The sequence below is a fragment of the Serratia sp. KG1D genome, from assembly GCF_037150675.1.
GTDB lineage: Bacteria > Pseudomonadota > Gammaproteobacteria > Enterobacterales > Enterobacteriaceae > Serratia > Serratia nematodiphila.
Genome location: NZ_JBAGIH010000001.1, coordinates 1,722,414 through 1,747,408, shown reverse-complemented (window position 1 = coordinate 1,747,408; position 24,995 = coordinate 1,722,414). Strand labels below are relative to the sequence as shown.

Genomic DNA, 24,995 nt, shown 5'->3' with positions numbered 1-24,995 from the left:
CGATCACCACAAAGAGGGGAAAAACCACGCTTTTTCCCCTCTTTGTCAACAGCCTGACAGGCCGCCGGGCGGCGGCCTGTGGGATTAGCCCAGATGCAACCGGGCGGTGAGGTCGGCAATCTCGCGGCGCCAACGCGCCTGAAGCGCCGGTTTTTGATGCTTCGGTTTACGCGCCAGGTCGGCCTCCAGTTTGCTTTCGAGGGCAAACAGGGCGGTCAGCAACGCCTCTTCGCCTTCCAACTGCGGGTCTGGCGTCGGGGCGTCTGCGTTGGCCTCGTGCGCCGTCGGCAGCGCCAGCGTTTCACCCGCCAGACGCTGGTACACCGGCGCCAGATCGTGCCACTCCTCCAGTTTTTGTTGGTCTATCAGCCAAAAGCGGTTGCAGCTCTGTTCGATCAGCATCCGATCGTGGGTGACCAGCATGACGGCGCCGGGGAACTGACGCAGCGTTTCCGCCAGCTCCTCTTTGCCCGCCATATCCAGGTGGTTGGTGGGCTCGTCCAGCAGCAGCAACGAATGGTTGGCCAGCGTCAGGCCGACAAACAGCAACCGTGAACGCTCGCCGCCGCTCAGCGAACGGATCTGCTGATGGTGGCGCAGGTAAGGGAACCCGGCGCCGATCAGCGCCATTTTCCGCTGTTCCTCGGTCAGAGGCGCAAACTGCGCCAGCGCTTCGCTCAACGTGTCTTCATCGCGCAGCTGTTGCAGGCTCTGATCGTAATAGCCGATGCGCACGCGCGGATGGAACAGCGCCGGGCGCTGCGTTTGTTGCTGATACTCGCGCCACAGCAGGCGCAACAGCGACGATTTTCCGCAGCCGTTGCGCCCGACGATGGCGATGCGATCGCCGCTTTTCACGCGCAGATGTTCCAGGCTGAACAGCACCGGCGCATCCGGCGCCGGGCGCACCGCCCAGTGCGGCAGCGCCAGCAGGCGATCGGCGTCCAGCGCTTCTCCCTGCAGCCGCAGCCGCCACGGGCTGCCGGCGGTCAGGGTGGTCTGTTCTTCCTTCAACCGATCGACGCGCTTCTCCATTTGCTTGGCCTTGCGCGCCAGATCTTCGTTGTCGTAGACCTTGCCCCAGGTCGCCAGGCGCTTGGCGCTTTTTTCCACCCGGTCGATTTCCTTTTGCTCGGCGTGGCGCCGCTGTTCGTCCGCGGCGTCCTGTTCCGCCAGCGCGCCGCGTGCCGCAGAGCAGGGCAAACGGAAGAACTGCAGCGTTTTGTCGCGCAGGATCCAGGTGCAGTTGGTTACCTGGTCGAGCAGGTAGCGATCGTGCGACACCAGCACGAAGCTGCCGGTCCAGTTACGCAAGAACTGTTCCAGCCACAGCAGCGTGGGCAGGTCCAGGTGGTTGCTGGGTTCGTCGAGCAGCAGCAGATCGGGTTGGCGGATCAGCGCGCGCGCCAACAGCAGCCGCGTATGCTGGCCGCCGCTGAGGGCGCCGGCGGTCAACGTCCAGCTCTCTGGTTCAAACCCCAGCTCGGCCAGTAGCGCTTCGCAGCGCCAGCGTTCGCTGAGGTGTTGGCCTGCAGGGAGCCGCGCCAGAACCGCATCCAGCAGGGTACTGGCGTGCAGCTCCGGCGGCAGATGCTGCTCAATGCGCGCCATCAGACATTGATGTGACAATGTCACCGATCCGGTGTGCGCAGGCAGGTCGCCGCTGAGAATTTGCAGCAGGGTGCTTTTGCCGCAGCCGTTATCGCCGATCAAACCGATGCGGTCGCCTTTTTTCAGGCTGAAGGAAATCTCGCTCAGCAGGACGCCGAACGCGTTGTCGTAACCGACAGATTGTGCAGACAGTAATGTGCTCATTGCTTACTCAAGAGTTACAGGCATGACAATGCCTATCGTCAAACATTGCTGACGACAACCCGGTAAGCCGGAGGGAAGATCCTGGATTTAGTAAGCTTCGCTCAAGCTGGGTTATCGCAGCGCGATACCGGTAATGCTTGAGCGGCGACGATTACCAAAGAAGTGTGAGTGAAAAACCAATTCACACGTCAGCATAGTAAGTCTCCTTTTATTGGTTGCAGGTTAATCGGTGGCTGGATTATAGAGCGCTTCATGCCGTATCGCCAGTGTAAAAGCGCCTGAATTATCAGCAAGCTAAGGCGAGCGCGGGCGCGTGGCACACAATGGGAATAATTACTGTATTTCGGCCGACATTAAGCAGCTATTATAATTAGCGTTTATGGTTAAGCGACGGTTCATCCGCCGCCTGTTCGTCTGTCTATCAGATAATGATGCTGAGCACTGAATTTATGTTAAAGCCTCGCCCGTTCCTGCTGTTGTTATTATTGCTGTTGGGTATGCAACTGACGCCGTTCGCCGCCGTCGCCGCCCCCCAGGATGATCCCGCCGCCGAAAGCGCGCCCGATCCCGCTACGCAGCTGAAAGCCGCGCAAAAGCAGTTGGACAGCATGAAGCAGCTGGTTTCCAAAGCGACGACCGACACCCAGCTCAGCAAGCTGCGGTTGGCGACGGACGATCTGGTCGCCAGCATGGATAAATTGTCCGCCGATCTGCAGCCGGTGCAGGAAAAACTGCAGGCGCAGCTGGACGTGCTGGGGCCGGCCCCGGCGGCCGGCGCGCTGCCGGAAACCCCGGCCGTCGCCCAGCAACGCAATGCGCTGAACAACAGCAAGAAGCAGCTGGACGATGCGGTAAAACGCGCGCAGGCCATCAAGACCAGCGCCTTCGACCTGGGCCAGCAGATCAGCGATCTGCGCCGGGTGGCGTTCAAAACCCAGCTGGCGCTGAACACCGGCAGCATTTTGGGCGTCAAATTCTGGACGCCGGTGGTGCAGCCGTCAGCGGATGACGTGCAGCGGCTGGACCAGTTCAATGCCGAGATGAAAGCGGCCTGGGACGCCAGTTGGCAGGACGAATGGCGTTACGGTTCGCTGGCGCTGCTGGCGCTGGCGGTGATCGTCTGGTCCTGGGGGCGTTATTTCTCCGAGCGTTTCCTCGCCTGGGTCAGCATTCGCTTCCTGCCGGACGGGCGCCTGCGCCGCAGCTTCATGGCGATCGTCACCGTGGCGGTGACGGTGATCACCACCTCGATCGCGCTGAATCTGCTGTATTACGTCTTTGTCCGCGTGCAGCCGCTGCCGGTGATGCTGGAAGACTTCGCCGAAGGCTTTAACCGTCTGGGGATTTTCTGCGCGCTGATCGCCGGGTTGGGGCGTGCGGCGCTGTCGCTGAATCGTCCGTCGTGGCGTCTGGCTTCGCTGGACAATGAAGTGGCCGCCGGGCTGCGTTACTTCTCGCCGCTGCTGGCCGGTCTGGCGCTGGCGTTCGGCACCGTGGAGCTGATCAACAACGTCGTCAGCGCCTCATTGGCCACCACCATCTTCGGCAATGGCCTGGTGGCGGGGCTGATCGGCATGGTGCTGCTGGCGGCGCCGCTGCGCGGCCAGCGCATTCGTCGCCGTCTGGAGCAGCAGGGCGCGCACCTGGAAAAACGCACGCTGGTCGGCGGGCTGGTGCACATCGTCACCCTGGTGTGTTCGGTGGTGATCCTGCTTTCCCTGCTTATCGGCTACATCGCCTTCGCCCGTTTCCTGACCTACCAGCTGATCTGGGTGGTGCTGGTGCTGATGGCGTTCTACTTCATGGTGCTGTTCGCCACCGACCTGTGCGCCGCGCTGTTTTCGCCGCAGACCGTCAGCGGCAAGATGCTGAAGAAAACGCTCAGCTTCAAGGATCGCCATCTGGAGCAGATGTCGATCATTACCACCGCGCTGGCCAAATGTTCACTGTTGCTGTTGATGATCGTCGCGTTGTTCAACGGCTCGTTTGGCAGCACCACGCCGGGCTCACTGATGGAGAAAATCGTCTCCATCCTGACCGGCGAAGGGCTGCAGCGTTTCAACATCGTGCCCGGCAACCTGCTCAACGCCGTGATCTGCCTGGCGATCGGCATCTACATCCTGCGTGCGGTACGGCGCTGGCTTGGCTCTGAGCTGTTGCCGAAGACCATTTCGGACGTCGGCATCCGCGCCTCGCTGGTGACGCTGTTCAGTAATATCGGCTATGTGCTGGTGATTCTGATCACCCTGGCGGCGCTGGGCATCCAGTGGAGCAACCTGGCGTGGATCGTCAGCGCCCTGTCGGTCGGTATCGGTTTCGGTTTGCAGGAGATTGTGAAGAACTTTATTTCCGGTCTGATCCTGCTGACCGAACGCCCGGTGAAGGTCGGGGATATGATCGGCATCGGCGGCGTGGAAGGCGACGTGCGGCGCATCAACGTGCGCGCTACCGAAATTCAGCTCAGCGACCGCTCCACCATGATCGTACCGAACTCGCAGCTGATCTCGCAGAACGTGCGCAACGCCACCATGGGCAACGCGCAAGGCGTGGTGACCATCGCGTTGACGTTCCCGACCTCGATCGATCCGGAGCAGGTGCGCAATATCTTGCTCAGCGCCTATAACGAGTACGAAACCATTCTGGACACGCCGGCGCCTTACGTGCGCTTCAGCCAACTGGGACCGGACGGCATTATCCTGAGCGTGACCGGCTATGTGCCGAGCCCGCGCATGGTCGGCGCCACCAAGAGTGAACTGCTGTTCAATATCCTCAAGCTGCTGCGCGCGCAGGAAGTGAGCCTGTCCAGCCCGCAGGAAGTGGTGTTTATGAAGCAGCAGGCGACGCGATATCAGGCCAATGAAGAGGAGCACTCCTCCTAGTGCCGGTTTGAGGCGGCGGGCCGTTAAGCGACGGCCCGCCGAGCGCGGCTAGTACATCGATGGTTCCACCGATTGCGAGCAGTCGCTGTTGGCGCTGGATTTGGTGCAGGTGTAAGGTTCATTTGGCGATGCCGAAGGCGCATTCGATGGGCCGCCGCCTCCGCCGATACAACCGCTCAGCATCAACGTCAAAAACACGAGAATTATCTTCTTCATCTCACCGTCCTCCATTGCGATTCCTCCTTTAAGTATATGCCGGGAAAGCGAACGGCACCGCTTGCCGCTGCGAACTATACTCCCTGGATGCCGTATTGATGCTCAACCTCGGCGAATGAGGGGAGAAAGATGCAAACCGACGACGATTTGACCCGCTTTGCCGCGCAGGGCGAGCCGCCGTTGCCGCCCGGTTCCAGGCAGGGCTTTGTCAAACACGACGGCGCGCACATCTGGTATGCGGCCTATGGCGCTGATCGCGGCGGTTTACGAGCGCGCGCAGCAGTTGGGATTGCCGCGCGTCTATTGGAATACCTACGAAACCAACCAGATCGCCATGCGGCTGTACGACAAGGTGGCGGAGCGCCCCGGTTTTGTGATGTATCGCAAGGCGTTTTGACGTGGGATGAAAAAACAACCCCACATAGCAAAATCTTATTTTGCTTTTGAGGAAAAAGACGGCGGTTTTTACCGGTAACAGGCCGACTGAGGCGTGAAATGTTCAAAGTGAAGCGTCCGATTTAGCCGTTTCTGCGCCAGGCATGCGGGTGTCGTCAATATATTGATACACAAATATATTTTTCCTAGATGAATAAACAGATGTCCGGGCCGGCAAAACTGGCAATAATAGGCGAGTCGGCCGCTTATCTTCTCCTCATCGTCGACGGTTGTGACACGAACAGATTGTCACCTTACGCAGCAGAAGTCTCTGGATCCAAGATGCAAACCACCTCGTTGTCCGATGCCCGGAAAATTTGGCCCGCACTCACCGTCTTTCTGTTGGTGTTCGCGGTTTGCCTGTTGGGCATCGTGAGCCGCCCCGTCGGATTTTTGGCGATATTCTGGCCGGTAAACGCCGTACTGCTGGCGGTTCTGGTGCGCCGCCCGCAGTGGGCCACGCGCGCCGGATGGGGCATAGCGGTGCTGGGCTATCTGGCGGCGGACCTGCTGACCGGCAGTTCGCTGCAAAAGGCGCTGCTGCTGAACGCCGCCAATCTGACCGGCGTGGTGGTGGGGTATCTGCTGTTCATGCGGCTGTCGCCGCCGGCGCGTATGCTGCAGCGTGGCGCCTCCAGCATGTACCTGTTCGGCATCTGTCTGGCCGCCGCCGCCGCGACCGGTTTGGTGGGCGCGGCGGCCTCGCAGTGGCTGTTCGGCAGGCCCTATTTGACCTCGCTGGCGCTGTGGTTCTCATCCGAGTTCACCAACTACGTCACGCTGATGCCGTTTATTCTGGCGTTTCCCGCCGATTGGCGACGTCGCCTTGCGGCGGCCGGCGCCATGTTCACCCAGCGCAGCCAATGGCCGCGGGCGGGGCGAAAACTCACGGTGTTGGCGCTGCTGTTGCTGGCGGCGGTGTGCAGCGTGCTGATCGGCGGCCCCGGGGCGGTGATCTTTCCCATGCCGGTGCTGCTGTGGCTGGCGATGTCCTTCTCACTGTTCTGCACTATGATTGCGGTGCTGATCTATGTGCTGTGGTGCCATCTGGCTATCGATTTCGGGTTGCTTAGCACGACGCTCGACATGAAGGTGTTGCAAAACGCGGTATCGATGCGTTTGGGCATCGCGCTGCTGGCGCTGGGGCCCATCGCCGTGGCCAGCATGAACTATGCGCGCAGCGCGCTGCTGCGCACGCTGGAGCATGTGGCGAACCACGATGCGCTGACCCACGTGCTGACGCGCAATGCGTTTATGCAGCGCGGCGAGCGGATGATTGACCAAAAGGGCGAGTTGGTATGCGTCATGATGCTTGATATTGATTACTTCAAATCGATCAATGATCGTTTCGGCCACGCCGGCGGCGATCAGGCGCTGATGGCCTTTACCCGCGCGATCGCCGCCGATTTGCGCGGCGATGATCTGTTCGGCCGCATGGGCGGCGAAGAGTTCGCTATCGTCTCGACGCTCGGCCGGCCGCAGCAGGGGTTGCAGCTGGCCGAACGGCTGCGGCAACGCATTGAGGCGGAATCGATCACCATGCCGGCCGGCCATCCGCTGCAGATCACCGTCAGCATCGGCATGGTGACCTGCCCGGGCGGTTCCGGCCAAAGCCTGGCCGACCTGCTCAAACTGGCGGATCTGGCGGTATACAAAGCGAAAAACGCCGGCCGTAACCGGGTCGCCACACCGGACTCTGACCCACCGAACGATCCTGAGCGCTGAACTTCCGATCCGGGTTGCGCGCCCGCCGTCTAAACTGGTAGGGGGGCGCAGGCAACGTCGCCCGCGCTGAACCGACTGTCCTTAATCAGACAAGAGGATACCAGGATGAAATATGTAGACGGTTTTGTGGTGGCGGTACCGGCCGCCAACAAGGAGGCTTATCACCGGTTGGCGGCCGCAGCGGCGCCGCTGTTCAAAGAGTTTGGCGCCACGCGCATCGTGGAGTGTTGGGGCGATGACGTGCCCGACGGCAAGCTCACCGACTTTCGCGGCGCGGTGAAGGCGCAAGAAGGTGAAGTGGTGGTGTTCAGCTGGATAGAGTACCCCTCCAAAGCGGTGCGCGACGCCGCCAACGAGAAAATGATGCACGATCCGCGCATGAAGGCGCTGGGTGAGATGCCGTTTGACGGCAAACGCATGATCTTTGGCGGGTTCGCGCCGATCCTCGATGCGTAAAGGAGGCGCAAATGGCCAGAATTACGCAACATCTGTGGTTTGAAAAGGACATGGAAGCGGCGCTGAATTGCTATGTCGCGCTGATCCCCGGTTCGTCCGTGAACTGGTTTTCCGACCTGCCGGCGGATACGCCGAGCGGCCCGGCCGGCAGCGTGAAACTGGCTTCTTTCACGCTGGGGGACCAGCGCTACGCGGCGATCGAAGCCGGGCCGCTGGATCCGTTCAACCACAGTTTCTCCGTGATGGTGGAATGTGACGATCAGGCGGAAGTCGACCGGCTGTGGGATGCCTTGAGCGAGGGCGGCGAGGCGGAGCAGTGCGGCTGGCTGCGCGATCGCTGGGGGCTGTGCTGGCAAATTGTGCCGCGGCGCCTGACGGAGTTGATGAACGATCCCGACGCCGCTCGTGTGCGGCGGGTCACGGAAGCGATGCTGCTGATGGGCAAAATCGACATCGCCGGGCTGGAAGCGGCGGCGCGGGGCTAGCGGAAAGAGAACGAAGGAGAGAAAGGATGCATCGAGAGCGGCACAGTATTGAACGCATCGGCTGGCTGCGGGCGGCGGTGCTCGGCGCCAACGACGGCATCGTTTCGACGGCCAGCCTGTTGCTGGGCGTGGCGGCGGCCAGCGCCGCGCATTCCGCGCTGATGATCGCCGGCGTTGCCGGGTGGGTGGCCGGTGCGATGTCGATGGCCACCGGCGAGTATGTGTCGGTCTCGTCGCAGGCGGATACCGAAAAGGCCGCGCTGGCGGAAGAGCAGGCGGAGCTGCTCGAAGACTATCCGGGGGAGTTTCGCGAACTGACGTCAATCTACGTGCATCGCGGGCTGGATCCGGCGCTGGCCCGGCAGGTGGCGGAAAAACTGATGGCGCATGATGCGTTGGAGGCGCACGCGCGCGACGAGCTGGGCATTTCCTCCGTCACCCGCGCCCGGCCGCTGCAGGCCGCGCTGGCGTCGGCCCTCAGTTTCTCCCTCGGCGCGCTGCTGCCGCTGCTGGTGGCGCTGTGGGCACCGGTCACCTGGACGCGGCCGGCGCTGGTGGCGTCGGCGCTGATTTCCCTCGGCGTTCTCGGCGGCATCGCCGCGAAAACCGGCGGGGCGCCGATCTTGCCGGGCGTGGCGCGCATCCTCATCTGGAGCGCACTGGCGATGGCGGTTTCTTCCGGCGTCGGCCTGCTGTTTGGCGTGACGGCAGGCTAACGCCGCGTTTGCATCAATCTAGTGCACCTCAAACTCAGAATTTATCATTTGTCAGCCGCCGGCGTTCACGGCATGGTGACGGCAACGCCAAATCAGTCAGGGACTCTTATGCAAAAATCACAGATTCAAGCGTGGGTTGCGCAGCATCCGCTGCTGCAGCAAATGGTCGCTCTCGAGCCGATCACCTGGTTCAATCCGCGTGCGACCACGCTGGCCGCCGGCTTGCCCCATGTCGGGCTGACCGCCGCCGACGTGGCCGAAGCCGAGCAGCGCCTGGCGCGTTTCGCGCCTTATCTCGCGGCGGCCTTCCCGGAAACCCAACCGACAAAGGGGATCATCGAATCCGAGCTGGTGGCGATCCCCGCCATGCAGCAGGCGTTGGATCGGCGCTATGGGCAGGCGTTGGGCGGGCGTCTGCTATTGAAAAAGGACAGCCATCTGCCGATTTCCGGTTCAATCAAAGCGCGCGGCGGCATCTATGAGGTGCTGACGCACGCGGAGAAACTGGCGCTGGAGGCGGGGCTGCTCCAGATCGGTGACGACTACGCCCGACTGTGTTCCGATGCGTTTCGTCAGTTCTTCCGTCAGTACCGCATCGCCGTCGGATCAACCGGCAATCTGGGATTATCCATCGGCATCATCAGCGCCCGCCTGGGATTTGATGTCAGCGTGCACATGTCGGCGGATGCGCGAGAGTGGAAAAAACAGAAGCTGCGTGACAATGGCGTGACGGTGGTGGAATACGCCGAAGATTACGGCGTGGCGGTCGAGCAAGGGCGCCAACAGGCGGCGAACGATCCGAATTGCTTCTTTATCGACGATGAAAACTCGCAAACCCTGTTCCTCGGCTACGCGGTGGCGGGTGGCCGCCTGAAGCGGCAGTTTGCCGAACAGGGTATTGTGGTGGACGCGCAGCATCCGCTGTTCGTGTATCTGCCGTGCGGCGTCGGCGGCGGGCCGGGCGGTGTGGCCTTTGGCCTCAAGCTGGCGTTCGGCGATCACGTTCACTGCATTTTCGCCGAACCGACCCATTCCCCCTGCATGCTGCTCGGTGTCTACAGCGGGTTGCATGACGGCATTGCGGTGCAAGATCTCGGCATCGACAACCGCACGGCGGCGGACGGGCTGGCGGTGGGGCGCGCCTCCGGTTTTGTCGGCCGGGCAATGGAGCGCCTGCTGAGCGCATTTTACACGCTGAGCGACGAAGAGATGTTCGCATTGCTCGGGTTGTTGGACAGGCACGAGCATATCCAGCTGGAACCCTCCGCCCTGGCGGGCATGGCCGGGCCGTGGCGCATGGAGGCCAATGCGCAACAGCTTAGCGGGCAAGGGGTGAGCGCGGAAAGCCTGGCGCAGGCGACGCATCTGGTGTGGGCGACCGGCGGCGGCATGGTGCCGCCAGCGGAAATGGCGAAGTACCTCGCCGCCGGGCAGACGGCTGAGTAAGGCGCAATATAAAGTAAAAAGGGGCGAACATCGCCCCTGATTGGTTTGCCGTGCGGTTAAAGCTGTTCGCCGTTGCTGGCGATCACCCGGCGATACCAGTCGAAGCTTTTCTTGCGCGAACGTTCGAGCGTGCCGGTGCCGTCGTCGTGTTTATCGACGTAGATAAAGCCGTAGCGCTTGCTGTACTCGCCGGTGGTGAACGACACGCAGTCAATGCAGCCCCACGGCGTATAGCCGATCAGGTCTACGCCGTCTTCAATCACCGCTTTTTTCATCTCTTCGATATGGGCGCGCAGATAGTCGATGCGATAGTCATCGTTGATCTGGCCGTCCGCTTCCACCTTGTCGAAGGCGCCGAAGCCGTTCTCCACGATAAACAGCGGTTTCTGGTAACGTTCATACAATACGTTCAGCGAGTAGCGCAGCCCGACCGGATCGATCTGCCAGCCCCAGTCGGAAGCCTTGACGTGCGGGTTCGGCACGTTGCCCGGGAAGCCGAACATGCCGTCGCTGCCTTCCACCGCGTTGGCCTGCAGCGCGTTGCTCATGTAATAGCTGAAGCCGATGTAGTCGGTGCAGCCCTCGCGCAGGATCTGCGCGTCCTGCGGCTGCATCTCGATCTTCAGCCCTTTGCGTTCCCAGTCGCGCAGCAGATAGCTTGGGTAGTAGCCGCGCATCTGCACGTCGGTGTACAGATAGCGCTGGTGCATCGCCTCCACGGCGTACATCACGTCGTCCGGCTTGCAGGAATAAGGGTAGAACGGCACGCAGGCCAGCATGCAACCGATCTTGAACTCCGGGTTGATCTGATGGCCGAGTTTGACCACCTGCGCGCTGGCGACGAACTGGTGGTGCAATACCTGGTACAGCGCCTGTTCCGGGTTGTCTTCCTGGGTGTAGTCCACGCCGGAACAGCAGTAGCCGAACAGCGGGTAGCGGTAGTTGCTCTGGTTGTTGATCTCGTTGAAGGTCATCCAGTACTTCACCTTCTCGCGGTAGCGGCGCATCACCACTTCGCTAAAGCGCACGAAAAATTCCACCACCCGGCGGTTTTTCCAGCCGCCGTAGGTTTTCACCAAATGGTAAGGCATTTCGAAGTGCGACAGGGTGATCACCGGCTGGATGCCGTATTTCAGCAACTCGTCGAACAGATCGTCGTAAAACTGCAGGCCGGCCTCGTTTGGCGTTGCTTCGTCGCCGTTCGGGAAGATGCGCGTCCAGGCGATCGAGGTGCGGAAGCATTTGAAACCCATCTCGGCGAACAGCGCCACGTCCTGTTTGTAGCGGCCGTAGAAGTCCACCGCTTCATGGTTGGGGTAACGGTAGCTGTCGAGCACGCCGTCGGTCATCACGCGATCGACGCCGTGCGAACCGCCGGACAGCACGTCGGCGATGCTTGGGCCTTTGCCGCCCCGATCCCAACCGCCTTCAACCTGGTGCGCGGCGACCGCGCCTCCCCACAGAAAATCTTTCGGCAACTGTTTCATCGTCAATGTCTCATCTTATTTAATGAAGGATAATAACGTCCGCATTGCTAATAGAGTAACAAGACCAAAAGAAATGTCACGATATAACAAATCGCCGTACAAAGTGACTTGTCACAATAAAAAAACAGCCTGTTTTATTTTGCCGAATTAATATGCCCAAGCCGTTTGCCGATGGTTTCAATAATGTAAAGCACGGGGATCTGCGTGGTGATATTGTGATGGCCGCCGATCAAATGCTGCGGCACATGGTAGGAGAGATTAAAGTCCGCCAGCCGCGCCAGCGAAGAGGTTTCGTTGTTGGTGATGCTGATGATCTTGCAGTGGTGCAGACTGAACTGGCTCGCCAGCCGCAGGATCTCTTCGGTCTCGCCGGAGACTGATAACATGATCGCCACCGCGTTTTTATACATATCGCTGTTGACGGGATAATAAGGATCGTCGATATGGGTGCTGAATTTACCGACGTTGGAAAAGAAACGCGCGCCATATTTCCCCAAGGCGCCAGAGGTGCTGATGCCGACGAAAATAATCCGCTCGGCGGCGGCGATATGGTGCGCCGCTTCATCGAGTAACTGATTAAATTCGTCGTTGCTGACGCTTTTAAAAAAACTGAGAATTTCGCCGATGCCGGAATCGACCGGCGGCGCATCGCTTTGCTCCAGATACAGTTTGAAACGGATGCGAAATTCTGAATAACCGTCGCAACCCATTTTTTTGCAAAATCGCAGCACGGTAGTGGTGGATACGCCGGCGGCCTCGGCCAGCTCGCGGATGGTCATGTACATCACTTGATTTTTGTGTTTGCTGACGTAGTTATAAACCATTAGCTCCAGGGCGTTGAGCTCGGCGATTGCTTTATGGGTGAACATGGGTCGATCCGGCGGCTGAAAATGGGACATTTATCTGCGGGTTACCATAGCAAAATTCGCCGCCGCCGACACTGCCGAACAAAAAGAAAAGCCGCACCAGTCAGGGGCGGCCCAGGGTTCACGACGAACAAATTAAAGCAAAACGTTCCGGAAGACATGCCATGAAAACGCGTTTCATCACACAGGGTTAGCATAGGCCAGCGGATGCCGGCGGCAAAATGCCGGTTTCTGCTTTCTAAAGCCAAAGCGCGGCAAAGGCTATGGCGCCTCGGGCTTATCTTCGGACCAGCGGGCGGCGTTGACATCCACCTTAACCGGCAGCAGCCCGATGGCGGTGAATTTATCCGCCAACTGCTGTTGCTGTCTGAACACCTCCGGCGACATGCGCTGGCTGCCGAACGGCATGCGGGCGATGGCTCTGGCCCAAATGGCCTGATCCAGACCGGTGCTCTGAGCGAGGATCGCCGCCGCTTCCTGTGGATGCTCGTTGGCCCAGTCGCTCAGCGCGCCGAGCTGTTGAATCACCTGTTTGGCGCTGTCCGGGTAGGTTTCGGCAAAGCGGCGGCTGGCGAGATAGAAGGTGTAGTGCGGCACCAGGCCCTCCGCGTCTTTCAGCAGGCGGGCGTTGGCGCGGGTTTCCACCTCGGCGTAGTAGGGATCCCAAATCACCCAGGCGTCGACGCTGCCGCGCTGGAAGGCGGCGCGGGCATCGCTCGGCGGCAGATAGACCGGCGTGATGTCCTTGTAGCTCAAGCCGGCCTGTTCCAGCGCGCTCACCAGCAGGTAATTGACGTCAGACCCTTTGTTCAACGCCACGCGTTTGCCTTTCAGATCGGCCACGGAGCGGATCGGCGAATCCTGCGGCACCACGATGGCTTCGGTTTTCGGGCTGGGCGGCGAATGCGCCAAATAAACCAGATCGGCCTTGGCGGCTTGCGCGAAGGCCGGCGGCGCGTCGCCGGTCGCCGCCAGATCGATGCTGCCGACGTTCAACCCCTCCAACATCTGCGGGCCGGCGGGGAATTCTATCCAGCGAACCTTGACGCCCTGCGGCTGGCTCAAGGGCTTTTTCCAGCGTACCGCGGTATTTCAGCAGCGCAAAAATGTTGGCTTTCTGGTAACCGATGGTGATTTGCTGCGGTTTCTCCTGCGCGCCGGCCGGCAGGCTAAACAGGCCCAGCAGCAGGGCGGCGATCAGCGGCGTTGTGAGTTTTCTCATCCTGATTTTCCGATAGGCGAAGTGAACAATAGCGATACGCGCTGGGCGTAACGTCATGAAACGGCATTCAAATTTTCCTGCGGCGGGATAAGGGCGATGATAATGAGCGGCGCAGTGGCGTGTAAAGCGCCCGCTTATGCTGAATAATGCCTTGCTTAGCCATAAATGAGCTTAAGCGGGAGAAGGGGATCTCTACGCTATGCCGCGTCACGCTCGCGCGAACGCGCCAGCAACGGCGGCACCAGCAGATAGAGGGCGGCGGCCAACGCCCAGACCAGGCCGGGCCAGACATCGCGCGTGGCGGCATACAGCGCCGTCGCCACCAGCGGCCCCGCAACGCCGATCAGGCTGCCCATGCTGGCCAGCGTCCCTTGCAGCTCGCCCTGATGGTCGTCGTCCACCTTTTGCGCCATTAACGCCTGCAGCGCGGGCAGCGCCATACCGCCCGCGGCGAAGAACGGCAGCAGCGCAAAGGGCGCCCAGCCGCGCGTGGCGATCGATAACAGCACCAGGCCCAGCGCGTCGGCGGTCAGGCCGATCAGCAGCGCCTTGCGTTCGCCGAGCCGCGCGACCAGCGGGCCGATGGCGAAGGCCTGCGACAGCGCGTGGCAGGCGCCGTAACCGGCCAGCGACAGGCCCGCCACCATCATGCTCCAGCCGAAACGATCCTGGCCGTATAAAATCCACAGCGTGGCCGGCGCCTGTGAAACCAGCGCCATGATCAGGTAAATGCCAGCCAGCGGCAGCAGGCCCGGTTTGCCGTGCAGCCGTCGCAATGACGAAAAGGGATTGAGGCGGATTTTCTCGGCGGCGCGGGCGCGGGGTTTACGCGATTCCGGCAGCAGGAAAAACGCCATCGCCAGGTTGAGGGCATTCATCGCCGCCGCCGCCAGGAAGGGCGCATGCAGATGCCACTCGCCCAGCGAACCGCCGAGCAGCGGGCCGACGATAAAGCCGACGCCGAACACCGCGCCCACCAGGCCGAAACGCCGCGCGCGCTGGCCGGCAGGAGTAATATCGGTAACGTAAGCGGTGGCGACCGCCATGTTGGCGCCGGTGATGCCCGCCAGCAACCGGCCCAGATAGAGCCAGGCCAGCGTCGGCGCGAACGCCATCAGCAGGTAGTCGGCCGCGGCGCCGGCGAGTGAAATTAACAGCACCGGCCGCCGGCCGAAACGATCGCTCAACGCGCCGAGGATCGGTGAAAACAGGAATTGCATCAACGCATAGGCCGCCAGCAGGGCGCCGTAATGCACGCTGCCGGCGTCAAGACCACCCAGCGAGCGCAACAGCGCCGGCAGGATCGGCATGATCAGACCGATGCCCACCGCATCCAGCAACACCGTCAACAAAATAACCAGCATAGGTTTTTTCAAGATTGTGACTCTAACAGTGATAGAGTATTGAGTATTCCATAGTTACCCTATCAGTGATAGAGAGATGAGCGAAAAAAATACTGCGATACGTTTAACGCGTGAAACCGTCCTGCGCGGAGCGCTGGCGCTGCTGAATGAAATCGGCATCGATGCTCTGAGCACCCGTCGCCTGGCGCAACATCTCGGCGTGCAATCTCCCACGCTCTATTGGCATTTCAAGAACAAAGCCGAGCTGTTGAAAGCGATGGCGGAAACCATCATGTTGGATCACCGTGAAGAGCTGCCCGCCGATATGGCCTGGCAGGATTGGGTCGTCACCAATGCGAGCAATTTCCGTCGGGCTCTGCTGGCTTACCGCGACGGCGCGCGTCTGCATGCCGGCACCCGGCCGCAGGAGCCGCAATTCGCCATTATCGAGGCCAAGGTGGCGCTGCTGTGCCGGGCGGGCTTGACGCCTGAACGCGCGGTGAATTTGCTGTTCGCCGTCGGGCGCTTCGTCGTAGGCTGGGTGCTGGAAGAGCAGCAAATGCAGCCGGACGATACGCTGAATGACGCCGATCGCCAGCGTTACCCGCTGCTGTGCGAAGGCTGGGAAACTTTGCAGGATAAGGGCGCAGACGCGCTGTTCGAAGCCAGCGTGCGGCTGTTGGTCGACGGTGCCGAGGCCGCGTTGACGAACGCCAATAATCACGGGATGCAATCATAAAACCGGGCTTATCTATCGGAAATTTATAGAAAATACCCACTTTTCGTTAAAGCCATGGCGGCTACATTCCCTTAACATTATCAAGTTTTTTGATGATAATTATTAGCATGCTGCTCAATTATTCGACGCAGTGATGTTACGGATTAAATCCGTTTGTTTAAGGGATAGTTTCACCATGGAAATCAATGTTAATGGCCGGGTGGTTCCACTCGGCGATATCTCGCCCGAGACCCCGCTGTTGTACGTGTTACGCAACGATCTGCACTTGAATGGCCCCAAATACGGCTGCGGCCTGGGGGAGTGCGGCGCCTGCACCGTTCTTATCGACGGCGTCGCCGCTCGCTCCTGCTCAATGCCGCTGGCCGCGGTAGGAAGCAAGTCCGTCACCACGCTGGAAGGCCTGGGCACGCCGGAAACGCCGCACCCGGTGCAGCAAGGATTTATCGATGAGCAGGCGGCGCAATGCGGCTACTGCGTCAACGGCATGATCATGACGCTGGTCGCGCTGTTCGAACGTGAACCCGAGGCGGACGAACAGGCGATCAAGAAAGAGCTGGCCTACAACCTGTGCCGCTGCGGCACCCATCTTGAGATCTTGCGCGCCGCCGAACGCGCCCGCGCGCTGCTGGCTGCACGGAGGCAAGCATGAGCCGCCTCGAACTGACCCGCCGCCAGCTGCTGCAGGCCGGCGGTGTGGTGATGGTCAGCAGCCTGCTGCCCGCGCCGTTTAACGCCTTCGCCGCCGAACCTGCCTCAACGCCCGCCGATCTGCCGCTGGACAGGGTAGACAGTTTTATCAGCCTCACCGCCGACGGCCGGGTGACGGCCTTCAACGGCCACGTCGATCTCGGCACCGGCATTCGCACCGCGCTGGCGCAGATCGTCGCCGACGAAATTTGCGTGCCGTTCGAGCACGTCACGATGATCCTCGGCGATACGCAACGCACGCCGGATCAGGGGCCAACTATCGCCAGCGCCACCCTTCAGGTGACGTCGGTGCCGCTGCGCCAGGCGGCGGCGCAGGTGCGGCATATGCTGACGGCGCTGGCGGCCAAAGCCTTCGAACTGCCGGCCGACCAGCTGACGGCGGCGGCGGGGCAGGTGTTTGTGACCAAGAACCCGGGGCGCGCCTTGAGCTATGCGCAGCTGGCGAGCGGGCAGAATCTGCACGTGGCGCTGGATAAAAACGTGCCGCTGAACGGTGAACAGCAGAACCGCTATGTCGGCCGCGCCGTCGCCCGGGTCGATATTCCGGCCAAAGTGAGCGGCGCGCTGACCTACGTGCACGATCTGCGTTTGCCCGGCATGCTGCATGGCCGGGTGGTGCGCCCGCCTTACGCAGGCGCCGACAGCAGCGCGCCGCTGGGCGGCGGCCTGTTGTCGGTGGATGAAAGTTCGATCGCGCATCTGCCGGGCATCGTGAAACTGGTGGTGATCAACGATTTCATCGGCATTGTGGCCGAGCGCGAAGAGCAGGCGATCGCCGCCATGCGCCGGCTGAAAACCGAATGGAAACCCTGGGCCGGCCTGCCGGACCTGTCGCCGGAGGCGCTGCCCGCCGCGCTGGAAGCCAACCCGAAAACCGACCGCGTGCTGCGCGACGATGCGGGCACGGACGACGCGCTGGCATTGCTGCATACCGAAGTGCGGGCGGACTATGTCTGGCCTTACCATCAGCACGCCTCGATCGGCCCGTCCTGCGCAGTGGCGGAGGTTAAAGACGGGCGGGCGCAGGTGTGGTCCGGCACGCAAAACCCGCACGATCTGCGCAAAGATATCGCCACGCTGCTGGAATTGCCGCCTGAGCAGGTGCATATCACCCGCATGGAGGCCTCCGGCTGCTATGGCCGCAACTGCGCCGACGACGTCTCGGCGGACGCGGCGCTGTTGGCGCGGGCGACCGGCCGCCCGGTGCGGGTGCAGCTGATGCGCGAACAGGAATCCGGCTGGGAGCCGAAGGGCACCGGTCAGTTGATCCGGGTGCGCGGCGGCCTCGACGCGCAAAACCGAGTGGCGGCCTACGAGTTGAAAACCAGCTATCCCTCCAACAATGCGGTGACCTTGCCGCTGGTGTTGACCGGCAAGGTGGCCAACCGGGCTGACGTGCAACAGATGGGCGATCGCACCGCCATTCCGCAATACGAGTATCCGCACATGCGGGTGATTTGCCAGGACGCCGCGCCGATCGTGCGGGCCTCGTGGATGCGCGGCGTTTCGGCGCTGCCCAACGTGTTCGCCCATGAGTCCTGGATCGACGAGCTGGCCTGGCGTGCCGGCGAGGATCCGATCGCGTTTCGCCTGCGTTACCTGAACGATCCGCGCGCAGTGGCCTTGATTGAGGCCCTGAAGCGCCAGGCGAACTGGCAAGACGGCCCGGCGCACCGGTCACGCGCCGCCGGCGCCGAAGTGGTGAGCGGCCGCGGCTTCGCCTATGCGCGCTATTTCCACAGCAAATTTCCCGGCTTCGGCGCCGCCTGGGCGGCCTGGGTGTGCGATCTCAGCGTCAATCGCCTTTCCGGGCAGATCACGCTCGATAAAATCTTCGTGGCGCATGATTGCGGCCGGATGATCAATCCGGCCGGGGTGCGCCATCAGGTGCACGGCAACATTATCCAGTCCGCCAGCCGGGTGCTGAAAGAGTTTGTGACCTTCAACGCGTCGGGCGTGACGTCATTGGACTGGGGCGGCTATCCGATCCTGCGCTTTGACGAATTGCCGCAGGTCGATATCCAGCTGATCGACCGCCCGGACGAAGCGCCGATGGGTGCAGGAGAGTCCGCCTCGGTGCCGAGTGCGGCGGCGATCGGCAACGCGCTGTTTGACGCCCTCGGCGTGCGCCTGCGCGAGGTGCCGTTCACACCGGCGCGGGTGCTCGCCGCGCTGCGCGCTCAGGCCGGCCATTAACCCCCCGTAACGAACAAGGACAGCAAAGATGAGTAAGATGAAAAAAATCGTCGGGTGGGGTGGCGTCACGGTGATCGCCGTGGTGGTCGCCGGCGTGGTCGCCAGTTGGCAGCCGGAGATTGCGCCGCTCGCCGCCGATGCGCCCCACAGTTTCAGCGAGGCGCAGATCGCGCGCGGCAAAACGTTGGCCGATCTCGGCGACTGCGCCGTGTGCCACACCCGTGCGGGCGGCGAGCGCAACACCGGCGGGCTGGCGATGGAGATCCCCTTCGGCACCATTTACACCACCAACATCACGCCGGATGTGGAAACCGGCATCGGCAGCTGGAGCTACGCGGCGTTCGAACGCGCCATGCGCCACGGCGTCGATCGCCAGGGCCGCTATCTCTATCCGGCGTTTCCCTATACCGCCTTTACCCGCACCCGCGACGACGATCTGCAGGCGCTGTATGCCTATCTGATGTCGCAGCCGCCGGTCAAGTACCGGCCGCCGGCCACCGATCTGCACTTTCCGTTCAACATTCGCCAGGGCATCTTCGCCTGGAACCTGCTGTTCCTGACGCCGGGCGCGTTGCCGGAACAGTCAGCCCAAAGCGCCGACTGGAACCGCGGCGCGTACCTGGTTGAAGGGTTGGGGCACTGCAGCGCCTGCCACTCGCCGCGCAACGTGCTGTTCGGCGAGAAAACCGGCGGCGAGCACCTGGCCGGCGGCGTGGCGGAAGGCTGGACGGCGCCGGCGTTGACCGGCCGCTCGCCCGCGCCGCTCGCCTGGTCACAGCAGGATCTGGTCGATTTCATGCGCACCGGCTACTCGGCCAACCACGGCGTCGCCGCCGGCCCGATGGCGCCGGTGATCGAAGAAGGGCTGTCGCGCTTGCCGCAGGCCGACCTGCAGGCGATCGCCGTCTATCTGCGCAGCTATCATCCGGAAGCGGCGGCGCAGGCCGCGGCGGCAACTTTGAACGCTCAGGCGGAGCGCCAGGTCGAGCCCCTGAGTTCGCAAGGGGCGCGGCTGTTTTCCGGTGCCTGCATGGCGTGCCATGCGCAGGAAAAAGGCGCGCAGATGGCGGGGGTGCGCCCGTCTCTGGCGCTGAATACCAACCTGTTCGCCGAGGCGCCGGACAACGCCATTCGCGTGGTGCTGGACGGCATACAGCGGCCGGCGAACGCCGAGCTGGGCTATATGCCGGGCTTTCGCCATAACCTGAATGACGCGCAGATCGCCATCCTGCTCAACTACCTGCGGCAGCATTACGCCGGTCAGGCGCCGTGGCCGGACCTGGCGGCGCAGGTCGGCCGCTTGCGCGCCGAAACCGCGCAGAAATAGCCGCCGGGGGCTGGACAGCCACGCCGCGTTGGCGACAATAGAGCTTTTCACATGGACAGAGGCAGTAAAATGAATACGTTAGACGCAATCCGCCAGCGCCGCGCCACCAAGCAGTTCGATGCGCAGCACGTGATGACGCTCGAAGAGAAAAAAGCGTTGCTGACTATCGCGCTGCAGGGCGCGCCCAGCGCGTTTAACCTGCAGCACTGGCGCCCGCTGCTGATCGAAGATCGCGCGCAGCGCGAGAAAATTCGCGAGGCGGCGTGGGGGCAGGCGCAGGTGACCGACGCGTCGATGCTGGTCGTGCTGTGCGGCGATCTGTCGAGCTGGGAGTCACAGGTAAAAAACGTCTGGGCCGAGGCCGCGGAGCCGGTGCAGCAGTTCATGATCCCGGCCGTCGATCAGTACTATCGCGGCAAGCCGCAGGTGCAGCGCGACGAAGTGATGCGCAGCAGCGGCATCTTCGCCCAGACGCTGATGCTGGCGGCCAAGGCGCAGGGCTACGACTCTTGCCCGATGGACGGTTTTGATTTCGACGCGGTGGGCGAGATTATCAATAAGCCGGCGCATTATCAGATCGCGCTGATGGTCGCTATCGGCAAGGCGGCGGGGCAACCTTACCCGCGCATCGGCAAGCTGCCGTTCGACGAGGTGGTGAAAACCGATCGCTTCTGAGCTGAACGGTGAATGACAAAAGGGAAGGCTTGCGCCTTCCCTTATTTTTTTATGACGCACAGTTCGTTCCAGTAGCTGAAACGGATGCGCCGTTGCAGGCGGTGATGCCACATAGAACACTCCTTCTACCCTACACGGTTTAAATAAATAGCACCGCGCCGGACACAAGGCGAATGCCTTATTGTGCATAGCTTGCCCGTCGGGCGGGATTAACCGATTTTACCGGCCCGGTGCGCGGCGGGCGGCCATCGCCAGCCGAAGTTCATGCCCGCCGCCGCGCCGAGAATGGCCAGCGTGCCCAGCAGCTGCAACAGGCTGAGACGGTGCCCGAACGCCGCCCAGTCCACCACGATCGCCACTGCCGGGTAGATAAACGACAGCGCGCCGACCAGAGCGGTGGGGATTTTCTGGATCGCGCCATAGAGCAACGTGGACATCAACCCGGTATGCACCAGGCCGAGGGTCGCCAACAGCAGCCAGTCGAACGAATCGGCAGGAAGGTGGGGCAGACCGGCGAACGGCGCCAGCGCCAGCGCGCCGACGGTCAACTGAATCAACACGATCAGCTGCGGCGGCAGCGCGGCCAGCTGTTTGACGATCGCCGCCGCCAGGGCGTACATCAGGGCCGCCCCCAGCGCCAGCGCCACGCCCAGCAGATAGTCGCCACCGCCGCCACCGCTTTGCCGGCCGGTGACGATCAACACCATCCCGGCGAACGCCAGCAGAAGCCAGCCCAGCCGATTAGCCGTCAGTTTTTCGCCGAACAGCAACGCTCCCAGCGCCACCAACATAAACGGTTGAACATGGTAAGTCACGGTGGCGACAGCGATCGAGGCATGCTTATAGGCGGCAAACAATAGCGTCCAGTTGAGCACCAGCGCGAGGCCCCCCAGGACGGCGAAAGCCAGCTGCCGCCGGCTGATGGCGCCTGATTTCAGTTGCCCAAGCGCGGCGCAGGTGGCCAGCATCGCCAGCGCGCCAAACGCGCAGCGCCAAAACACCACCGTGGCGGGCGGCTGCCCTAAAACGAGTACCGGCCAACCGACGGTGCCGGAGATCGTCATGGCGAGGATCATTTGCACTGCGCCGCGCGTTTTCGTTTTCATGTCGTTTCCCTCGCGGCCTGACCGTGCTTGTGGTGAAGTCGCTTAATCATTAAAATGAACAATCGAACATTATGATGAACATGGCTGACGCTGTTCGTCAAGTCGAACAAATGAATGGTATAACGAACAATGAACGAGAGCCTAATGCAGAACATCACGCCGATTGGCCTCTTGTCGGCGGCAATCCGCCGTGAGCGGGAGCGATTGAACCTGTCCGTTACCGAACTGGCGAAGCGCGCGGGTATCGCCAAGTCCACGCTGTCGCAGCTCGAAGCCGGCAGCGGCAACCCCAGCCTGGAAACGCTGTGGGCGCTGGCGATGGCGCTGGATGTGCCGGTCAGCCGGCTGATTTCGCAGCCGAGCAGGCCGGTGCAAGTGATCCGCGCCCATGAGGGAACGCCGGCGCTGTCGGAGCAGGGCAACTACGCTGCCACGTTGTTGGCGACCTGCCCACCGGGGGCGCAACGCGACATTTACCGGCTGCGGGTGCAACCCGGTGAAACGAAATGCTCGCGGCCGCATCCGCCGGGCACCGTCGAGCATGTGATCATCAGCAGTGGACGGGCGCGCCTTGGCCCGGCGGATCAACCGCTGGAGCTGAGCGCCGGCGATTACATCAGCTACTCGGCCGATCGCGAGCATATTTTCGAAGCGCTGGATCCGGAGACCACCGCCGTCATGTTGATCGAGCAGGGCTAGCACGGCGTTGACGATTCGTTTATTGAAAATGATTCTCAATTATATTAGTGTGCCCGCCTGTTTTGACGCCGGGACGGACGTATGGCCCGGTGTCGCTGCTTAACGCCCTTCAAGGACCGAAGATGAAAATCGCTATTCCTTCCATACTGTTACTCGCCGGTTTGACGGCGACGCACCCGGCCACCGTGTTGGCCGCTGCACCGCCCGCCGCGGCGGATCAGGGCCAGAACGACACGGCCAACAACGATTTCAGCTTCGTGCGCTATCGCGCGGATTATCGCGTTAACGCCAACGCCACCAACGTGAAGACGGAAAGCTACGAAGTGCTGCTGAAGACCAAGGCGGCGATCGAGAAATTCAGCCAGATCCGCCTGAGCTACAGCGAGAAAATGGAAACGCTGGAGGTGGTCGCCGCCTATACGCTGACCGCCGACGGCCAGCGCCACGACGTGGCGCCCGACCGCATCTACACCCAGGAGAGCTACTCCAGCGCCACGGCGCCGCTGTACGCCGACCGCAAAGTGCGCGTCATCGTGTTCTCCAACCTGGCGCCGGGATCGCGCGTGGTGTATGAGCTGCGCCGCACGCAAAACACCCCGTATTTCCCCGACTATTTCGGCCTGTGGGAGACGTTCAGCGTTTTCGATCAGTTCGACGACGCCGAAGTGACCCTGCAGGCGCCGGCCAAGCTGCCGATGCATATTTTCACCCGCGGCGTGGCGGGCGGTGACCAGCCTCTGATCCGCGGCGGACAGGCGCACTGGCGCTGGCATTATTCGCGCAGCGCGCCGATGAAGGCGCAAAACTGGGCGGCGGACAGCTGGACCTTCAGCCCGACCATCATGGCCAGCACCTACCGCGATTGGCCGCAGTTGGCCAAGGCCTACCAGCTGAAGGCCGGCGCGGCGGCAAAGGTGACGCCGGGCATTCAGGCGCTGGCGGACAACATTACCGCCGGCATCAGCGATCGGCGCGAGCAGGCGGAGGCCCTCTATCGCTGGGTGGCGCAAAACATTCGCTACGTGGCGGTGTACCTGGGCAACGGCGGGCTGGAGCCGAATTCGGCGCAGAGCATTCTCGATAACCATTACGGCGACTGTAAGGATCACGTGGTGATCCTGGAGGCGCTGCTCGCCGCCAAGGGCATCGAAAGCTCGCCGGTGCTGATCGGCATGGACGAAGGCCCGATACTGCCTGACGTGCCGCTGCTTGGCCGCTTCAATCACGCCATCACCTACGTGCCGGAATTCAAACTGTACCTCGATTCCACCAATCCCTGGGCGCGTTTCGGGCAACTGCCGGAGGGCGACCTGGGGGCGCCGGTGCTGCTGACGCGCGACGCCAAACTGGCGCGCACGCCGGGCAGCGATGAGCAGCCGCTCAAGAGCGCGTTGAGCGTCGATTTCGTGTTCGACAAGGCGGGCAACCTGCAGGGGGAAACCGAGCGCCGGCTGAGCGAAGTGGAAGAGATTGACCTGCGGGGCTACTTCTCGCAGATCAACCGCCAGAACCGGGCGCAGGCCGAAGCGACGATCATGTCCGCCTCCGGCATCGACGGCAGCGGCGAGGTGGCGATGAACAGCGATCCGCTGGATCTCAAAAAGCAGTTCGGTTACCGCTTCCGCTTCAAGGCGGACGACTACGTCGATTTCGGCGTGGTGGGCGGCATGACGTTGCCCAACCCGCCCGGCGGCAAATCGTTCCGCACGCTGTATACCACCACGGCGGCGCCGGGCAACGAAACGCCGTTCTACTGCACCGCGCAGCGCTACGATGAAACCTACCGTCTGCAGCTGCCGGCCAACGTGCCGATCATCGCCATTCCGAAAGATCGGCAATTCCGCAATGCGGCGGGCGACTATCGCGTGGCGTGGCGGCGCGATGGGCAGCAGGTGACCGTCAATCACCGCCTGCAGGTGAACGCCATTCGCGGCAAGGAAGCGCTGTGCCAGGCGCAGGATTACCCGGCGTTCCGCGAGCTGTTCCAGCAGGTGCGGCGCGGTTTCCGCGGCCAGGTGGTGTACGGTGAATTGGCCAACGGCAAATAGGCCGGGGCCCCGTCGCGCGAAGCGGCGGGGCGCACGCCTCAGTTGAACTCGCCTGCGACCTCGGACCACAGGCTGACGCGGCAGCCGCGCGCCGCGAAAGCGTCCATCTCGCGCTTGATGCCGCCGCTCTCTTGCCAACCCGGCAAGTCGAGCACGATCAATTCATCCATCGCCGCCATGAACAGCGCGTCGATCGGCGCCCACAGCGTGCCGATGGCGGTTTTGTCGAGATCTTGCAGACAGAGATTGATCGGATGCGACATGCTGACCTGGCTAAAAACGGCGCTGCCGGCGCGCACGATAGCGGCGGCGACGTCGTTGCAGGCGATAAAGCGTTGCTGCACGACGTTGGCGTCGGCGTGGCTGTAGGGGCAGGCTAAAAATATTTTTCTCATTAGCGTTTGTT

Annotated in this window: 21 protein-coding genes and 1 pseudogene; 14 read left to right on the top strand and 8 right to left on the bottom strand. The window is 62.1% G+C overall.

Translation table 11 applies throughout. From position 1 onward, the window contains the following. Window positions 1-84: 84 nt before the first annotated feature. Window positions 85-1,815: an ABC-F family ATP-binding cassette domain-containing protein gene (locus WFM45_RS08505; RefSeq protein ID WP_250602320.1), complete on the bottom strand. Its 1,731-nt coding sequence runs from the start codon at window positions 1,813-1,815 to the stop codon at window positions 85-87. A 449-nt stretch (window positions 1,816-2,264) separates the two neighbouring features. On the opposite strand from WFM45_RS08505, the gene WFM45_RS08500 reads away from it, so the two are divergent. After that, window positions 2,265-4,694 carry a DUF3772 domain-containing protein gene (locus WFM45_RS08500; protein WP_060560447.1) on the top strand — a complete coding sequence of 810 codons (2,430 nt, stop codon included), beginning with the start codon at window positions 2,265-2,267 and terminating at the stop codon, window positions 4,692-4,694. 48 nt (window positions 4,695-4,742) lie between these two features. Here the strand turns inward: WFM45_RS08500 and WFM45_RS08495 are convergent, their stop codons facing one another. Next, a complete protein-coding gene (locus WFM45_RS08495) occupies window positions 4,743-4,925 on the bottom strand; it encodes a hypothetical protein (protein WP_004938091.1) in 183 nt (60 codons plus the stop codon). Between the two features lie 229 nt (window positions 4,926-5,154). Here WFM45_RS08495 and WFM45_RS08490 point away from each other — a divergent pair, with 229 nt between their 5' ends. The 6 genes from WFM45_RS08490 to WFM45_RS08465 all read left to right on the top strand — a co-directional run bounded on the left by WFM45_RS08490 (window position 5,155) and on the right by WFM45_RS08465 (window position 10,173). Beyond that, window positions 5,155-5,307, top strand: a complete 153-nt coding sequence (locus tag WFM45_RS08490; RefSeq protein WP_241005069.1) for a GNAT family N-acetyltransferase — start codon at window positions 5,155-5,157, stop codon at window positions 5,305-5,307. 320 nt (window positions 5,308-5,627) lie between these two features. After that, entirely contained in the window at window positions 5,628-7,070 is a 1,443-nt protein-coding gene (locus WFM45_RS08485) for a GGDEF domain-containing protein (RefSeq protein WP_085336872.1), read from the top strand. A gap of 105 nt (window positions 7,071-7,175) precedes the next feature. Continuing rightward, window positions 7,176-7,526 carry a DUF1428 domain-containing protein gene (locus WFM45_RS08480; RefSeq protein WP_048323593.1) on the top strand — a complete coding sequence of 117 codons (351 nt, stop codon included), beginning with the start codon at window positions 7,176-7,178 and terminating at the stop codon, window positions 7,524-7,526. Between the two features lie 11 nt (window positions 7,527-7,537). Continuing rightward, window positions 7,538-8,011 (top strand): VOC family protein, encoded by a 474-nt coding sequence (locus WFM45_RS08475; RefSeq protein ID WP_015377932.1) that lies wholly within the window; start codon window positions 7,538-7,540, stop codon window positions 8,009-8,011. A 26-nt stretch (window positions 8,012-8,037) separates the two neighbouring features. Further along, window positions 8,038-8,727 carry a VIT1/CCC1 transporter family protein gene (locus WFM45_RS08470; protein WP_033632990.1) on the top strand — a complete coding sequence of 230 codons (690 nt, stop codon included), beginning with the start codon at window positions 8,038-8,040 and terminating at the stop codon, window positions 8,725-8,727. A gap of 108 nt (window positions 8,728-8,835) precedes the next feature. Then, window positions 8,836-10,173 carry a D-serine ammonia-lyase gene (locus WFM45_RS08465; RefSeq protein ID WP_049279542.1) on the top strand — a complete coding sequence of 446 codons (1,338 nt, stop codon included), beginning with the start codon at window positions 8,836-8,838 and terminating at the stop codon, window positions 10,171-10,173. A 56-nt stretch (window positions 10,174-10,229) separates the two neighbouring features. On the opposite strand, the gene WFM45_RS08460 is transcribed toward WFM45_RS08465, so the two are convergent. From WFM45_RS08460 to tet(41), 4 genes and pseudogenes are all read right to left on the bottom strand, one after another. Next, window positions 10,230-11,666: a 6-phospho-beta-glucosidase gene (locus WFM45_RS08460; RefSeq protein WP_284677625.1), complete on the bottom strand. Its 1,437-nt coding sequence runs from the start codon at window positions 11,664-11,666 to the stop codon at window positions 10,230-10,232. A gap of 128 nt (window positions 11,667-11,794) precedes the next feature. Next, complete coding sequence (locus WFM45_RS08455) at window positions 11,795-12,529, bottom strand: MurR/RpiR family transcriptional regulator (RefSeq protein ID WP_004938065.1); 735 nt, start codon at window positions 12,527-12,529, stop codon at window positions 11,795-11,797. Between the two features lie 258 nt (window positions 12,530-12,787). Next, window positions 12,788-13,748, bottom strand: a pseudogene (locus WFM45_RS08450) (sulfonate ABC transporter substrate-binding protein). Between the two features lie 197 nt (window positions 13,749-13,945). Beyond that, entirely contained in the window at window positions 13,946-15,124 is a 1,179-nt protein-coding gene (gene tet(41) / locus WFM45_RS08445) for a tetracycline efflux MFS transporter Tet(41) (RefSeq protein WP_065424646.1), read from the bottom strand. A gap of 64 nt (window positions 15,125-15,188) precedes the next feature. On the opposite strand from tet(41), the gene tetR reads away from it, so the two are divergent. From tetR to WFM45_RS08420, 5 genes are all read left to right on the top strand, one after another. Further along, complete coding sequence (gene tetR, locus WFM45_RS08440) at window positions 15,189-15,830, top strand: tetracycline resistance transcriptional repressor TetR (protein ID WP_033632994.1); 642 nt, start codon at window positions 15,189-15,191, stop codon at window positions 15,828-15,830. Between the two features lie 175 nt (window positions 15,831-16,005). Next, a complete protein-coding gene (locus tag WFM45_RS08435) occupies window positions 16,006-16,479 on the top strand; it encodes a (2Fe-2S)-binding protein (protein WP_021503731.1) in 474 nt (157 codons plus the stop codon). Continuing rightward, entirely contained in the window at window positions 16,476-18,734 is a 2,259-nt protein-coding gene (locus WFM45_RS08430; protein WP_336955144.1) for a xanthine dehydrogenase family protein molybdopterin-binding subunit, read from the top strand. Before WFM45_RS08435 ends, WFM45_RS08430 begins: the two co-directional genes overlap by 4 nt. A 28-nt stretch (window positions 18,735-18,762) precedes the next feature. Further along, window positions 18,763-20,061, top strand: coding sequence for a c-type cytochrome (locus WFM45_RS08425; protein WP_336955141.1), 1,299 nt, complete (start codon window positions 18,763-18,765; stop codon window positions 20,059-20,061). Window positions 20,062-20,130: 69 nt separating this feature from the next. Continuing rightward, window positions 20,131-20,736 carry a nitroreductase family protein gene (locus WFM45_RS08420; protein WP_033632999.1) on the top strand — a complete coding sequence of 202 codons (606 nt, stop codon included), beginning with the start codon at window positions 20,131-20,133 and terminating at the stop codon, window positions 20,734-20,736. Window positions 20,737-20,945: 209 nt separating this feature from the next. On the opposite strand, the gene WFM45_RS08415 is transcribed toward WFM45_RS08420, so the two are convergent. After that, on the bottom strand, window positions 20,946-21,842 hold the full coding sequence (locus WFM45_RS08415) for a DMT family transporter (protein ID WP_250602323.1): 897 nt from the start codon (window positions 21,840-21,842) through the stop codon (window positions 20,946-20,948). A 144-nt stretch (window positions 21,843-21,986) separates the two neighbouring features. Between WFM45_RS08415 and WFM45_RS08410 the strand changes: the two genes are divergently transcribed. Both WFM45_RS08410 and WFM45_RS08405 read left to right on the top strand, forming a co-directional pair. Continuing rightward, complete coding sequence (locus tag WFM45_RS08410) at window positions 21,987-22,541, top strand: helix-turn-helix domain-containing protein (protein ID WP_088381602.1); 555 nt, start codon at window positions 21,987-21,989, stop codon at window positions 22,539-22,541. Window positions 22,542-22,663: 122 nt separating this feature from the next. Further along, window positions 22,664-24,589, top strand: a complete 1,926-nt coding sequence (locus WFM45_RS08405) for a DUF3857 domain-containing protein (RefSeq protein WP_103085295.1) — start codon at window positions 22,664-22,666, stop codon at window positions 24,587-24,589. A 38-nt stretch (window positions 24,590-24,627) separates the two neighbouring features. On the opposite strand, the gene WFM45_RS08400 is transcribed toward WFM45_RS08405, so the two are convergent. Then, complete coding sequence (locus WFM45_RS08400; RefSeq protein ID WP_336955138.1) at window positions 24,628-24,984, bottom strand: DUF1937 family protein; 357 nt, start codon at window positions 24,982-24,984, stop codon at window positions 24,628-24,630. Window positions 24,985-24,995 lie beyond the last annotated feature (11 nt).